Here is a 14,764-nt window from a genome sequence, read left to right as displayed (position 1 = left end):
ATTTTAGCATATTCTTAAATTTGTGAAAATGAAAAAACAACTACTTTTATTTGCCTTTTCAGCGCTAGCGCTTACTTCGTGTGAAGATGACAACATGCAGGCTTATGAACTGGATATGATGAAAGGAGAATGGAAGACAAGTAAAACAGAAATTATCTCCGGAAAAGACAATAAAACTGTACTTGCCTCTGATACTCCCAGCGGATGTAGTACCAAAAATACTACCGTGTTCAGAACCGATTATTTTACTTCATATACTTCTTATGCCGGAGTTGGTGCAGATTGTCAGCAGAATGGATTAAGTGAAGGAACCTTTAAATATGATACAGACTCTAAAGACCTTACCATAACATATGGAAATAGTGGGGAACTAAAATACAGAGTTGCGATTTTAAATAGTACGGAACTTAAGCTCCAACAGCTTTTTGGCAATATAGATATCAATGGAGACCAGGTTGTAGATATCGCCTACATTACCTATAAAAGATAAAACCACACTCCCGAAAAGTTCGGGAGTTTTTTTTGAGACGGGTTTTCAATAACTAAAAATTATTAAAAAAATGAAGAAGATTTTATCAGCATTCTTATTGCTGTCATTTGCCATTTTCTTTTCACAGGAAAAAAAACCGATGTTCTGGCAGGACATTCAAAATTTCAAAAAATTAGATAAGGAAACTCCACCACCCAAAGATGCTATTCTTTTAATCGGCAGCTCATCTTTTACAAGATGGACAGATGTGGCGAGTTATTTTCCTGGTAAGGTAATCATCAACAGAGGATTTGGTGGCTCAAGGTTAACAGACCTGAATGCCTATGCTGATGATCTTCTCGCTCCTTATCAACCCAAACAAATCATCATTTATTGCGGGGATAATGATTTTGCAGATAATCACGATTTAAAAGCAGATGTGGTTGTCAAGCGTTTTAAAACTTTCTATAAAAAGATTCGTCAAAGGTTTCCTAACATAGAAGTCGATTACATTTCAATTAAATTTTCGCCAAGCCGGGAAATTCTCTGGCCACAAATGAGAGAAACCAACAAACAGATTGCCGCCTTCATGAAAAAGGAAAAAAATGCTGAATATATTGATATCACTAAGGCAATGGAAGATGCGAATGGAAATGTAAGAAGAGATATTTTCCTTGAAGATATGCTTCATTTAACTCCGGAAGGAAATAAGATCTGGGCAGATGTGATAAGACCTTATATGAAATAGCAGATGTTAACAGAAGATACCTTCTCCACATCCGCAAACAAAAAGCTTCATCTTAACCGATGAAGCTTTTTGTTTATTATTTCTTTCTTTTTGATTTCGAAATTGCTTTCTGCTGTGCCCTGTTAGCCCCAAATTTCTTTGGTGCTTTTCTTTTAGAAGGTCCACCCCAGTTTTCCTTTTTATTCTTATCTTTTTTCTCATGGAAAGCTCCACCTCCTTCGTAAAGCTTTACCTGCGCCGGATTCTTCATTATAATCTGGTCTTCTTCAGATGCAATCTTCTTAGGGTTGATTTTTACTTCTTCAGGGAAATCTATAAATTTCAGCTCTTTATCCATCAAAAGCTCAATATCCAGTACCAACGATTCTTCTTTTTTAGTAACAAAAGTAACAGCTTTACCGTTTTTATCCGCTCTACCTGTTCTACCAATTCTATGGATATACTGTTCAGGAACTTCAGGAGTCTCAAAGTTGATGACATGCGTAATATCCGAGATGTCAAGCCCCCTTGCCATAACGTCTGTAGTGATCAGGCCTCTGATTTCTTCATTTTCAAAGCGTTTCATCGCTTTCAATCTATAGTTTTGAGATTTATTGGAGTGGATAACATCAAATTGTCCGGGGAAAATTTCATCAATCTTTGTAAATAACAAATCGGAGTTCTTCTTATTATTGGTAAAGATCAGAACTTTAGACATTTCGGCGTCATTTTTAAGTAAATGCTCCAGTAGATTGATCTTCGTATTGAAATTTTCAACTTTATATCCTGTCTGTTCTATCTTTTCCAGAGGAGTTCCGGACTTTGCTAATGAAATTTCTATAGGATGGGCAAAATATTCATCCAGCATTTCATCTACAGCTTCCGTCATTGTAGCAGAGAAAAGAATATTCTGTCTTTTCTCTTTCATCATTTCAAAAATATGAGTCAGTTGTGGTCTGAAACCTAAATTAAGCATTTCATCAAACTCATCAATAATCAGCTTCTGAACTTCCTTAAGAGAAATTGCGTTATCAATTGCCAGATCCATTACCCTTCCCGGAGTTCCTACCAAAATATCACATCCGTTATCAAATAAAAGCTTCTGTGTATTGATATTTTTTCCTCCGTAAATTCCGATAACTCTTGCGGTAATATTGGCGGTTAACTTTTCAAGAATTTCAGTTACCTGTACCACCAACTCCCTGGTAGGAACCAATACCAATACCGTTGGATTTCCACTTTTGTTATACTTCCAGGTCTTAAGAACCGGTAAAAGATATGCTAAAGTTTTTCCTGTTCCGGTTTGGGCAATTCCCATTACATCCCTACCCGAAAGTATCGGGCTGATACTCTTTTCCTGAATAGGAGTAGGTTCAAACAGTTCCAAATCTGCTAAAACATCAAGAATTTTTACCGGCAGGCCAAAATCTGCAAAAGTGAGTTTTTCCATTTTGCAAAGATAGGTATTAAAATGTACAATGTGAAATGATAGTTGAATGGTTGATGAATAGCAGGTTTTAATTTACTTTAACGCTTTGACTCACTATCTTGATATCATCATCTTTCCATTGGCTTGACGTAATAATTACATGTCCTTTCTTCCGAGGATCTTTTTTGATCGGAAATTTATCGGCTTCCCATTGCGAGCAATGGGTTGAAATAGGTTTCACTAAAGGCTTCCAATCGGTTTTACTGTTGGTATATACATAAAACGGAGCCCAGCAGCTTGTACACCAAAGCGTATAAGCCCCGATATCATCTTTTCCGTCCCCATTAAGGTCTCCGAGGTTGTACAGTTCAACACCATTTGCTTTTGAAACGGTAAAAGACTTTATTTTTTTGTCACTAAAATAAATTACCGTTTCGCACGCTCCATCACATTCTTCAGTGCAGTCATTTATTTTAAAATAAGCATATTCCTTTGTTCCATTTCCATCGTAATCACCCAGGATTCCTTTTTCTTCTTTATTTTGAGCTGACAGGACAGAACTTCCGAATGTCAGAACAGCTAAAATCATTAGTTTCATATGGTTATTTTTTATTTTAAATGAATCTTTCTTCTAAAAAAATTACTTTCTGGTTATCCTCAGTAACAGAATCAAAACCAATATCACTGAAAAGATAAACCCCAATACCGCTATCAGTGACATTTCTCCGATCCTCGGAGGAGCCTCTGACACAAAAACAATTGTCGTTGCAATCATGTTTGCTCCCAATATGAGCGCTAAAATCATATTAACCGCACTGGATTTGATGATCTGATTCGTTTTGTCGATATTTTTAATTTCACTGGAAATGCTAAACTTATTTTCATCCAGCTTTTGTAAAACAGAACGGAGTTCTCTGGGAATTTCATCTACATTATCCGTGAAATTCATCATTTTATCCATTCCGGTTTTAAGTATATTTTTCGGACTTATTTTTTTGGCAAATATCTTTTTGGTATAAGGATTAAGACTTTTAACAATGTCCAGATCCGGATTAATATTCCTTCCTACTCCCTCTATAAGGCTGATTCCTTTAAACAACAGATAAAAATAGTCCGGCATATGAAGGCGGTTATCTTTCAAAATGTCTTTCATTTTATTGATTACCGTCTGAACATTGATATCCTGCAAAGAAGAACTATGAACAAAATTCAGAATATCATTTACATCATTTTCAAATCTTCTTTCGTCCGGAATTTCATAACTGACAGCCATCTTCTTCAGATACCTCACTATTTTGTGTGAGTTTTTCGCTACAAAACTTACAATAAGATCCTCAAGGATTTCTTTATCATTAGGCTGAATCTGCCCTACTGCTCCAAAGTCAATAAAAACGACTTTCCCATCCTTCTTTACCAGAATATTTCCGGCGTGCGGATCTGCATGAAAGAAACCATAGTCGAGGATCTGAGATACAAACAACCTTAATCCTGCTTCAGAAACCTTTACAGGATCAATATTATGGGCTAAAAGTCCTGCTTTATCAGTGACCTTTATTCCATCAATAAATTCCATACAGAGAATGTTATTATTGGAAAATTCCTCATAAACTTTTGGAACGTAGGTCTCCTTATTATTTTTAAAGTTTCGTGTAAACTGTAAAATGTTATCTTTTTCATTGATCAGAGAAACTTCCTCAAGCAACGATTTCTCAAATGTGGATATAGCCTGTTTTAAGTTCAGTTTCTCTCCAATTTCAGAATAAGAAGAAACAAGCCTTTCCAAGTCTTTGATCAAAAGCAAATCATCCTCAATAACGGTCTGTACATCGGCTTTTTTTATCTTTAGGATTACACTGGTCCCATCTGCTAAAGTAGCCTTATACACCTGTGCAATGGATGCGGTTGCTAAGGGTTGGGACTGAATTTCCAGAAAATGATCCTTCACTGAAATATTGAATTCATTTTCCAGGATTTCAGTTACATTCATTTCTACAGTATCCACCTTATCCTGTAGTTTCTGTAATTCCTGAATCAGTTCCGGGGGAAGTAAATCTTCCCTGTTGCTAAATGTTTGTCCCAGTTTCACGAATGTTGGCCCCAACTCTTCCAAAACCAATCTGATCCTTTCGTAAACAGTTCCTTTTGAAATAATCTCATCAGAACGTTCAGAATCCTCCTCTTCCTGCTTATTCCCATTCATCCGGGCCAGCATATCTTTAAAACCATATTTGCTTAATACGGAAATCAGCCTGGCAGATCTTTTCAGTTTTCTCTGTTGCTTATCAAACATAATTGTGAATAATAAGTGCAAATTACTCCAAAAACCATTCCTAATACAATATCCAAAGAACTATGGAAGAAAAAAAATCCATCTTTATTGTTATTTGCCGGATTTTTTTATCTTTATAGGGTACAAAAATTATTACTAACCCGTAAAATATTACAAAATGAAAAATTTACCGATCAAAAAATTATCAAGAGAAGAATTAAGAACTGTTTCAGGAGCTGGAATTATCGTAGGATGCTCAAATCAATGTTGTCCTACAGACGGAAGACCTAGATGTCCAAAATTGATTTGCCCGGCTGTAGTTTGTCCACAACTTCAATAAGATAGAGGTAACAAAAATTATTTATAAAAAAACAGAATGCAAAAGCATTCTGTTTTTATTTGTTAACTATTTAAGATAAGTTTCATAGAGATCATTTCTCCTGTCTTTGAGAATCTGAACAGAACCATTATAGTGAAGGTCTTTTAAAAGATTTAGATCTACATCCACAATCAAGGTCATCTCCGTATTAGGGGTCGCTTCCCCTTTTACGGCATTAGATGGGAAAGCAAAATCAGAAGGGGTAAATACAGCTGCCTGGCCGAATTGAATATCCATATTATTCACTCCCGGTAAGTTCCCTACACAGCCAGCTATGGCAACATAACATTCATTTTCGATGGCTCTTGCTGCTGCACAATGGCGAACCCTCATATAAGCATTTTGAGTATCTGTAAGGTAAGGGACAAAAAGGACCTTCATTCCCTGGTCTGCCAGAATTCTAGGCAGTTCCGGAAACTCCACATCATAGCAAATTACAAGACCTATTTTTCCGCAATCGGTATCGAATACTTTAATTTCATTCCCACCTTTCATTCCGTAGTATTTTCTTTCATTAGGTGTAATATGAATTTTCCTGTATTCATCAATTCGTCCGTCACGGTGCAACAGATAGCTGACGTTATAAAGGTCATTATTTTCAGGATCAAAAACCGGCATGCTTCCTGAAATAATATTCACATTATAACTGATAGCCAGTTCCGAGATTCTCTCTTTGATCTGGTCAGTTAATTTTGCCAACTCAATCATGCTATCTCTTTCCGATAGTTTGTTAAATGGTGCCAGCAAAGGAGTATTAAATAGTTCCGGAAACAAAACGAAATCAGATTTATAATCTCCCATTACATTAACAAAAAACTCCACCTGCTCATAAAAGGCATCAATATTCTTAAAGTGCCTCATTTGCCATTGTACAAGGCCAAGCCGTATAATGCTATCCTGCATGGTGTTAGGCTTTTTACTGTAATAGATATTATTCCATTGCAGCAAAACTGCATTTTCCTTTGAAGACTCATCTTCCGGAAGATATTTTTTTAAAACACGGATGGGTAAAAAGTTATTGGAAAGCTGAAAAGATAAAACAGGATCATAAATTTCCTTATCCCTCACTTTCCGTATATAATCCCTCGTCGATAATTCGTCACTGTATTTGTGGTAATTCGGAATTCTTCCCCCCAACACAATCGATTTCAGATTTAATTGTTCACATAATTCTTTTCTTGCATCATACAATCTTCTTCCCAATCTCAGTTCACGGTATTCCGGATCTACAAAAACTTCGATCCCATACAGTACATTTCCTGTTGACGAATGGGTATTGAAAGTATAATTTCCGGTAATATCACTATAAGTATGATCATCTCCGAATTCATCATAATTTACGATGATAGAAAGCGCCACAGCAGCTAATTTGCCATCTACTGTAATACAGATCTGTCCCTTTGGGAATATTTTCGTTAATTTTTCGATGCTTTTTTTAGACCATACATATTCTGACATCTGAGGGTAGGCACGCCTCATTGTTTCTACCAACTCATCATAATCCTGTACACTTAAGGTCCTTGTATCTACTTGCATTTTATATAAATTTTATTAAATTTAAGTAAAATAAATCAGATTATGTGCCAGATTTCCTTGTATCCGGGGCGAGTTCTTTAATCTATTGAATAATTATTAAACATCCTTTGTTTTTCTCCACATTAATTTCATCATTGATATTAAATATCTTTGCTTCCTGAAAATCTTTAATTGCAGGAGTACTTATTTTCACATTCTTCGGGTCTATGCCTAAACCTTTCCAATCTATTTTCAGCTTCACTCGAATATCCTGAGGAGCCCAGCTTGCAAGGGAAACCATGATCTTTTTTTCCTGTTTATAAATTGTAGCCAGTACTGCTGGATTATCTGTTTTCACAGGATTGTCAGGAACCCAATAGCCAATCATCTTTGAGCCTTTAATTCCGAAATCATCCCAGGCTTTCCACAGATGAGTTGGATTACTTTTTGCCGACCATCCCAGACGACTTGTCATGCCATAAAGCATTCCCCGCCAAGGATTGCCATCATCCTGAAGCATTTCTCCCATTAGCCCGAAAGGAATACCACTCACCTCAGTTAATAAGAATTCAGGATTATTGTTGTTATAATCAAAATATTCCCCAAACCATAAACGGTTGATATAAGGAAAATGCTCAAGATAAAGATTGGCACTGTTATTAAAACCATCCTTATCATTATACTGATTTGCAGAATGCAGATCAATGATACCGGGATGTCCATTCTGGGTCATTACTCTTTTAATCCTCTTCATTGTTACCCTGTCAAATGCTACATCGTCGAGATAAATTCCGTCAATCCCTAAATTATTGACCAGCCAATTCATCCCTTCCACATAATAATTATGCCAACGGTTCATCCCACTATTAATAATTGCAGCATCTTTAAATTCCGGCACATACCAGGCTGCGATATAGTGATCATGAAGATGCTCCTGCAGCCATGAATAGCCTCCACCCTTTCCTGCGGAAAAAACTTCCTGACCCAAACTTTTCACGGGGTACAGCTCATACATCCGGTTAGAAACCTCCCTGATCGTATTGTAAATTTTCACCTTTAAACCTTTCTCGTGCGCCTTCGTAATGTAGTCCTTCATCTCTTTCGTCGCTACAAACGGATAATTGATATAAGGATTGATCTCATTTCCGTGATGAATGTTGATTACATTAGCTCCACTGGCTTTTATCGTATCAACCGGCTTATAAGCATGATAAAAACGGTTATTCCATTGTTCCTCTGTATTGATCGGATGGAACGGAGTAATCAACAGATGAAAGTTATAATATAGTTCATCTCCTTTTTTCATGCTGCGGGCCCCACTAAAATTATTGACAACAATTTTTCCGCCGGTTCCTTTTATCGTGATCCCTCCTTTATTTTCATTACCCCATGAAGATGGCAGAATCAATGGTTTTTGAAGGTAAAAATTGGTATTAAGCGGACGTGAATAATTCTGGTCCCTTAAGGAAAATTGTATTCCGGCATTTACGTTGCCCAACCATGCTCCATCCTGATTTTTTTTGGCAACATCCCATTTCCAGTTAAAATGATCCGGTCTGTAACCTCCTTTCTGTCCTAATCCCATCATATAGGTTGCTTTATCTTTCTCAAAAGGAATCTGCAAGGCAATATCATCAATCTGCATATCTTTTAATGCAGTAATCTTCACACTGTATTCCATAAATCCGTCAAATTCTATGGAACCTTCTACCTTCATTTGTAAGTTCCCTGAAGTATTTGTGCTTATCCAGGATATTTTACCTTCTTCTTTTCCTATAAACTTAATTCCTGAATTTTTGAAGTTCTCAGGTTTTGCCCCGGGTCCTTTTACTACAAAATGTATAGGTTCACTTAGTATTGAATTGGCCCTTTCTCCGATTGATGTCATTTCCGGAGTAAAAAAAGTCTGAATCTGCTTAGGAAATCCTGAAGCATCTAATTGTACCTTCCTTCCCAGTAAGGAAATTTCCTGTCCTTTGAGCTGTAATGGTGTATATGGTTTGATTACGGTATTAGCCTGCGCCAAGGTAGAATTAAGCCATGGCAACCTGGTCATTTTCCAGGGTTCATCAAAACCTTTATTAACAGGTTTTTCCCCACTTATGTTTAATACAATTTTCACTGTTTGTACAGCAGCATTTTCTGGACGAATGGTAATTGTCCCTTCATAGATTCCGGGAGAAGTATTTTCAGGGATATCAAAGCCACACCAGAAAGCCTGTAAATCATCTTTTTTTACATTTGCGTTTAACTCCAGCTTTTCTCCTTTATAATCTGTACCGTTTGTATTGATACAATTAAAATATCGGGAATCTATTGTCGCTCCTGAAGTACTTTTTAATGAAGAAGCTGTTATTTTTACTTTTTCAAGATTAATTTTTACTGGTAAAACCCCAATCTGAAAAGCATAAAATAGGCCTCTTTCAGTATTTCCATGAAGAACAGATGAGTCCTTTTTATCATCCACCCAACGTTGAGGGATTATATTCATTTTAACAGGGTTTTCTATAGTCTCAGGGAATACAAAATAAGACTGACCTTCATGTTTTTTCATGTATTCTGCAATCTCTTTTTTAGTCGCAATTACTTCCATCGGATCATTGGAGTTGAACTTATCCACCGACTCTATTCTTATCACACTGGCCAATGGTACGGCTCCAACATCTTTAGCAGTCGCTGTATTGGTCCTCTTAAGGTAAGTCGCTTTGGGGTAATTCGTTCTTTCATCCAACTTATAGGGAAGAAAATAGACATAGTAAATTCCCTTTCCTGAAACCGGATTAAAAACAAATGAACCTTCTTCTTCATTCATACTCAGGTATGCATCCGGTTCATACTGTTTTTGAGTAAGGCTGTCTATAATTATGACCTTCTGATCAGCTTTTACATTTATATTTCGCCAGGGAATGACGGCCTTAGCCTGCTTTGAAGATGCATTCCACCGCAATACTGCCCGTTGATTACCCAATTCATCGGCATTCCATTTCTGGATTTGAGGAGGATAGACATGTTGTGCATTACTAAAATTTGGAATAAGGCTTCCTGTCAGAATCAGTGGGAAAATTTTTTTTAAAAGCATATTAAATGAGATAAAGTGGTCAATGATTTACTATTTTTCAAATTTAAGATAAATCACAATACATAGAAAATATTAAATAACTCTTAACACATTACAGGTAAATAAAGAAAGAATATCTCCTCAGAAATAAAAAAACCTCCCATAAGGGAGGTTCAAAAACACAAATGATGAAAAAAAATTATTATATCTATTAGAATATAAATCATGTAATTCTTATACAAATGTACGGCCTAAAAATAAAATAAATCATGAGCTTAATCATAAAATACAAAATCCTACTAAAAAAGTAGGATTCTGCATTTTTATGTTTTAGGTAAGATTATTCCCACTCAATAGTTGCAGGTGGTTTGCTTGAAATATCATAAGCTACCCTGTTAATTCCTCTTACTTCATTAATGATCCTGCTGGAAACAGTATCTAAAAATTCATAAGGAAGTCTGCTCCAGGTTGCCGTCATAAAGTCGATTGTATTGGCAGAACGAACTACCGCAGTGTATTCATAGGTTCTTTCGTCTCCCATTACTCCAACAGACTTAACCGGAAGCAATACTACAAAAGCCTGAGAAACTTTTTCATAAAGATCATTTTTGTATAATTCTTCAATAAATATGTCATCAGCTTCCTGAAGAATTCTTACTTTTTCTGCATCTACAGCTCCTAAAATTCTGATCCCTAAACCAGGACCAGGGAAAGGGTGTCTGTATACCAAATGATGAGGAATCCCCAACTCTTCCCCTACTTTCCTTACTTCGTCTTTGAAAAGCTCTCTAAGAGGCTCTAAAAGCTCAAATTCCATTTCCTCAGGAAGCCCTCCTACATTATGGTGAGATTTGATCACTGCTGATGGTCCGTTTACAGACTGACTTTCGATTACATCAGGATAAATTGTTCCTTGTGCTAAAAACCTAGCTCCTTCAATTTTATGAGATTCTTCATCAAAAACATGGATAAATTCGTTTCCGATGATCTTTCTTTTTTGTTCAGGATCATCTACTCCAGCCAATTTTGATAAAAATCTTTCTGAAGCATCAACCAATTTAATGTTCATATGGAAGTGCTCTCCATAATTCTCCATCACTTTTACATCTTCATTTTTTCTCAAAAGACCAGTATCCACAAAGATACAAGTCAGCTGATCGCCAATTGCCTTATGAATCAAAACTGCAGCAACAGAAGAGTCAACACCTCCTGAAAGCCCAAGGATTACTTTATTATCTCCTACTTTTTCTTTGATATCAGCAACTGTTCTTTCAATATAATTGGTAAGCTTCCAATTTTTCTCAGCATTACAGATCGAGAAAACAAAGTTTTCAAGCATTTTACCACCTTCTTCTGTATGAGAAACTTCTGGGTGGAACTGAACGCAATAGATTTTTCTTTCAGAATTTGAAATAGCGGCGATAACTCCCGATTTTGCATTTAATTCAAAACCTGCCGGCAAATCACCTACTTCATCAAAGTGGCTCATCCAAACCACAGAATTCTGACTCACCCCTTCTAATAGAGCATTTTCTTTAATAATATCAAGGTGAGCCTTTCCGTACTCCCCTTTTTCTCCTTTATTTACTTTTCCTCCTAAAACATGTGCCGTAAGCTGCATTCCGTAGCAAATACCCAGTACAGGAATTCCCTGTTCGTATAATGCTTTCTCAACCAGGTGAGCATTTTCTGCATTTACAGAACTTGGCCCTCCAGAAAGGATAATTCCTTTAGGCTGGCGTTCAAGAATTTCTTGTAATGGTGTATTGTAAGGTAAGATTTCCGAATATACTCCCATTTCACGGATTCTTCTTCCGATAAGCTGGTTGTACTGAGATCCGAAATCTAATATGATAATACCGTTGTTCATTTTATAATTGATTTGTTTGAAAGATATCAGATTTCAGACATCAGATTTCAGATTTTAGTCTGAAGTCTTGAATCTAGCATCTGACTTCTTATTTCTAATATTAACTGTTTTACAAAAAAAGACTTGGAAACGTTCCAAATCTTTTTTTATGATTTTTATTAAAACTTTCCGATGTCTTCTCTGTAGAAACTGTAATCGAAGTGAACCGGAAGTGCATCTTCGTATACTTTCTTGCGAGCTTCTTCATAAGTAGCACCCGTTGCAACCAGGTTAAGAACTCTACCCCCGTTGGAAACCACTTTGTCTCCTTTTCGGATCGCTCCGGCGTGTAGCAACTGACTGTGTTTTACTTTATCTTCTCCTTTGATCTCGAAGCCTATTTCTATATTTCTCGGGTAACCTCCTGAACACATTACCAGACATACGGCTTTCTCGTCTTTAAACTTAAGCTCGATGTCTTTTCCGCTCATACAGTCATTGATTACATCCAAAAGATTGTTTTCCATAAGAGCCATCAATACCTGAGTTTCAGGATCTCCGAATCTCATGTTGTACTCAAGCAGGTAAGTCCCGTTTTTAGTAACCATTAATCCGAAGAAGATAATCCCTTTAAAGCTGAATCCTTCTTCTTTAAGACCGCGAACAGTAGGCTCCAAAATATTTTTTTCAAAATCAGCCTGATGTTCAGCAGTAAATTCCGGGCTTGGTGCCACAGATCCCATACCTCCTGTATTAGGTCCTGTATCTCCGTTTCCGGCTTTTTTATAATCTTTAGCAGCAATACAAGGGAATAGTTTTTCTCCGTTTGAGAAAGCAATGATTGAAGCTTCAAAACCCTGTAAAAATTCTTCGATAACCAAACGGATACCTGCATCTCCATAAATTCTGCGAATCATGAAATCGTGGATTGTAGCTTCAGCTTCTTCCAGGGTATCACAAATTACAACACCTTTTCCGCCTGCTAAACCACTTGCTTTGATCACTAAAGGGTATTCTTGAGTCTGAACGTATTCTTTAGCTTCGTTATATGAATCAAATACTACAGCTTTTGCTGTTTTAATATCATAGGTCTGCATAAATTTCTTAGAGAAAGCCTTGCTTCCTTCAAGACTTGCCACTTTCTGGTTCGGACCAAAAACTTTAAGATCATGTTTCTTAAACTCATCTTTCAAACCAGCTACAAGTGGAGCTTCAGGACCTACAATCGTTAGATCCACCTTTTCCTTGATAGCAAAGTCTCTAAGTTCTTTAATTTCTGATAAATGAACATTTTTCCCTATTACATCCGTACTTGCATTTCCATTAGCAAAAAACATTTTAGTAACTCTGGAGTCTTTATGAAGTTTCGCTGCCAATGCAGACTCTCTTCCACCTTCACCTATGATTAAGATTCTCATACTTTATTTAATTATCTAGTCTATATTATACAAATATATAATTTTGAAAGCGATAAATGCCACCTCAAAACTACTTTTTAATTCTAATTTAATTAATGTAAAAAATGTCTAACTCCTGTAAACATCATCGGAATTCCGTGCTCATTTGCAGCTTCGATGCTTTCCTGATCTTTTACACTTCCTCCCGGCTGGATGATCGCTTTGATACCTTCCTTAGCGCAGAAATCTACAACATCACGGAAAGGAAAAAAAGCGTCTGAAGCTAATACAAGATTTCCGGAGAATTTCTCTTTAGCTCTTTCGATTGCCTGCTGAGTTGCCCAGATTCTGTTAACCTGGCCTCCTCCGATTCCAAAAGCCTGAATACCGTTAGAAACTACTATCGCATTAGATTTTACATATTTTACAACCCTTTGAGAGAAAAGCAATGCTTTTTTCTGCTCTTCAGTAGGCTGTACATCGGTAACTACTTTAATATCTTCAGAGAAATAAGTATCGTTATCCTGAACCAGCATTCCTCCATCAATTTTCACCCATGTCTGCTTATCGGAAACCGGATTTACGATCTTTATAATTCTTAGGTTTTTCTTTTTTCTTAAAATTTCAAGAGCCTCCTCATCAAAATCAGGAGCCATAACAATTTCAAGGAAAGTTTTATTTAATTCTTCAGCAGTAGCCGCATCGATCTTATAGTTCATTGCAACAATTCCGCCAAAAATTGAAATAGGATCACATTCAAAAGTTTTTTGATATGTTTCCAATGCTGAAGTCCCGATCGCCACGCCACAAGGTGTAGAGTGTTTCACAGCACAACAAGCCATCTCTTCTTTAAATTCAGTAACCACTTTCCAGCAAAGATCCATATCGCGGAGATTGTTGAAGGAAAGTTCTTTTCCTCCAAGTTGTTCGAAATCTTTCATCGCTCCATTTTCGAAAGTGGAAACATAATAAGCAGCAGTCTGATGAGGGTTTTCACCGTATCTCAGATCAGCAGCTTTTTTATAAGATGCACTTAAATAAGTAGGATATTCCTCTTCTAAAAGCATTCTTGAAATAGCAGCATCGTAAGCAGAAGTAAGATTGAACACTTTACCGGCCAACTTTTTACGGGTTTCGATATACGTGTCTCCATTCTGTTCCATTTCAATTTTTACGGTTGTATAATCTTCAACATCAGTAATTACAGTAACAGAGTCAAAATTTTTGGCTGCTGAACGAAGCATTGAAGGACCACCGATATCGATAAATTCTACCTTTTCATGTAGAGAAATATCTTTGTTTACGTTTTCAAAGAAAGGATAAAGGTTTACAATAACCATATCGATCAAACCAATTCCATGTTCCTGAACCGTCTTCATGTGTTCTTCATTGGAACGAACAGCAAGGAGCCCACCATGAACTTTTGGATGCAGGGTTTTTACTCTGCCATCCAGCATCTCAGGGAAATTGGTCACCTCATCAATCTGAATCGGATTCAGACCGGCTTCCTTCAAATGTTTGAAGGTACCTCCGGTAGAAATCAATTCGTAGTTTTGAGCTTCCAAAAACTGAGCGAATTCTATTAATCCACTTTTGTCAGAAACACTAATTAAAACTCTCTTTTTACTCATCTTACTTTCAATTTTTTACTTTTCACAGCTATCTCAAACTG

At 36.6% G+C, this 14,764-nt stretch carries 11 protein-coding genes; 3 read left to right on the top strand and 8 right to left on the bottom strand.

Annotated elements, in window-relative coordinates; all coding sequences use genetic code 11:
• Positions 1-28 precede the first annotated feature (28 nt).
• The gene (locus AC0INN_RS02605; protein WP_172277794.1) at positions 29-490 is read left to right on the top strand and encodes a lipocalin-like domain-containing protein; all 462 of its coding nucleotides are present in this window, start codon (positions 29-31) and stop codon (positions 488-490) included.
• A gap of 70 nt (positions 491-560) precedes the next feature.
• Entirely contained in the window at positions 561-1,217 is a 657-nt protein-coding gene (locus AC0INN_RS02600; RefSeq protein ID WP_273647525.1) for a GDSL-type esterase/lipase family protein, read from the top strand.
• 76 nt (positions 1,218-1,293) lie between these two features.
• Here the strand turns inward: AC0INN_RS02600 and AC0INN_RS02595 are convergent, their stop codons facing one another.
• The 3 genes from AC0INN_RS02595 to AC0INN_RS02585 form a co-directional block, all read right to left on the bottom strand.
• Positions 1,294-2,646, bottom strand: coding sequence for a DEAD/DEAH box helicase (locus AC0INN_RS02595; protein WP_273647524.1), 1,353 nt, complete (start codon positions 2,644-2,646; stop codon positions 1,294-1,296).
• 67 nt (positions 2,647-2,713) lie between these two features.
• On the bottom strand, positions 2,714-3,223 hold the full coding sequence (locus AC0INN_RS02590; RefSeq protein WP_273647523.1) for a hypothetical protein: 510 nt from the start codon (positions 3,221-3,223) through the stop codon (positions 2,714-2,716).
• A 42-nt stretch (positions 3,224-3,265) separates the two neighbouring features.
• Positions 3,266-4,915: an ABC1 kinase family protein gene (locus AC0INN_RS02585; protein ID WP_273647522.1), complete on the bottom strand. Its 1,650-nt coding sequence runs from the start codon at positions 4,913-4,915 to the stop codon at positions 3,266-3,268.
• A gap of 157 nt (positions 4,916-5,072) precedes the next feature.
• Between AC0INN_RS02585 and AC0INN_RS02580 the strand changes: the two genes are divergently transcribed.
• Positions 5,073-5,234, top strand: a complete 162-nt coding sequence (locus tag AC0INN_RS02580; protein ID WP_172277785.1) for a bacteriocin-like protein — start codon at positions 5,073-5,075, stop codon at positions 5,232-5,234.
• A gap of 66 nt (positions 5,235-5,300) precedes the next feature.
• Here the strand turns inward: AC0INN_RS02580 and AC0INN_RS02575 are convergent, their stop codons facing one another.
• From AC0INN_RS02575 to purH, 5 genes are all read right to left on the bottom strand, one after another.
• Entirely contained in the window at positions 5,301-6,809 is a 1,509-nt protein-coding gene (locus AC0INN_RS02575) for a bifunctional GNAT family N-acetyltransferase/carbon-nitrogen hydrolase family protein (protein ID WP_172277783.1), read from the bottom strand.
• Positions 6,810-6,891: 82 nt separating this feature from the next.
• A complete protein-coding gene (locus AC0INN_RS02570; RefSeq protein ID WP_273647521.1) occupies positions 6,892-9,867 on the bottom strand; it encodes a glycoside hydrolase domain-containing protein in 2,976 nt (991 codons plus the stop codon).
• A gap of 319 nt (positions 9,868-10,186) precedes the next feature.
• Complete coding sequence (guaA, locus tag AC0INN_RS02565; RefSeq protein WP_273647520.1) at positions 10,187-11,716, bottom strand: glutamine-hydrolyzing GMP synthase; 1,530 nt, start codon at positions 11,714-11,716, stop codon at positions 10,187-10,189.
• 158 nt (positions 11,717-11,874) lie between these two features.
• Positions 11,875-13,113, bottom strand: a complete 1,239-nt coding sequence (purD, locus tag AC0INN_RS02560) for a phosphoribosylamine--glycine ligase (RefSeq protein ID WP_273647519.1) — start codon at positions 13,111-13,113, stop codon at positions 11,875-11,877.
• Between the two features lie 92 nt (positions 13,114-13,205).
• The gene (gene purH / locus AC0INN_RS02555; protein ID WP_273647518.1) at positions 13,206-14,723 is read right to left on the bottom strand and encodes a bifunctional phosphoribosylaminoimidazolecarboxamide formyltransferase/IMP cyclohydrolase; all 1,518 of its coding nucleotides are present in this window, start codon (positions 14,721-14,723) and stop codon (positions 13,206-13,208) included.
• Positions 14,724-14,764: the final 41 nt, after the last annotated feature.

This window comes from Chryseobacterium subflavum (assembly GCF_055762745.1).
This window is presented reverse-complemented; position numbering and strand designations above follow the sequence as displayed.

Coding starts and splice junctions, on each gene's coding strand:
- AC0INN_RS02605 (WP_172277794.1), top strand. CDS start 29: ATGAAAAAACAACTACTTTTATTTGCCTTTTCAGCGCTAGCGCTTACT.
- AC0INN_RS02600 (WP_273647525.1), top strand. CDS start 561: ATGAAGAAGATTTTATCAGCATTCTTATTGCTGTCATTTGCCATTTTC.
- AC0INN_RS02595 (WP_273647524.1), bottom strand. CDS start 2,646: ATGGAAAAACTCACTTTTGCAGATTTTGGCCTGCCGGTAAAAATTCTT.
- AC0INN_RS02590 (WP_273647523.1), bottom strand. CDS start 3,223: ATGAAACTAATGATTTTAGCTGTTCTGACATTCGGAAGTTCTGTCCTG.
- AC0INN_RS02585 (WP_273647522.1), bottom strand. CDS start 4,915: ATGTTTGATAAGCAACAGAGAAAACTGAAAAGATCTGCCAGGCTGATT.
- AC0INN_RS02580 (WP_172277785.1), top strand. CDS start 5,073: ATGAAAAATTTACCGATCAAAAAATTATCAAGAGAAGAATTAAGAACT.
- AC0INN_RS02575 (WP_172277783.1), bottom strand. CDS start 6,809: ATGCAAGTAGATACAAGGACCTTAAGTGTACAGGATTATGATGAGTTG.
- AC0INN_RS02570 (WP_273647521.1), bottom strand. CDS start 9,867: ATGCTTTTAAAAAAAATTTTCCCACTGATTCTGACAGGAAGCCTTATT.
- guaA (WP_273647520.1), bottom strand. CDS start 11,716: ATGAACAACGGTATTATCATATTAGATTTCGGATCTCAGTACAACCAG.
- purD (WP_273647519.1), bottom strand. CDS start 13,113: ATGAGAATCTTAATCATAGGTGAAGGTGGAAGAGAGTCTGCATTGGCA.
- purH (WP_273647518.1), bottom strand. CDS start 14,723: ATGAGTAAAAAGAGAGTTTTAATTAGTGTTTCTGACAAAAGTGGATTA.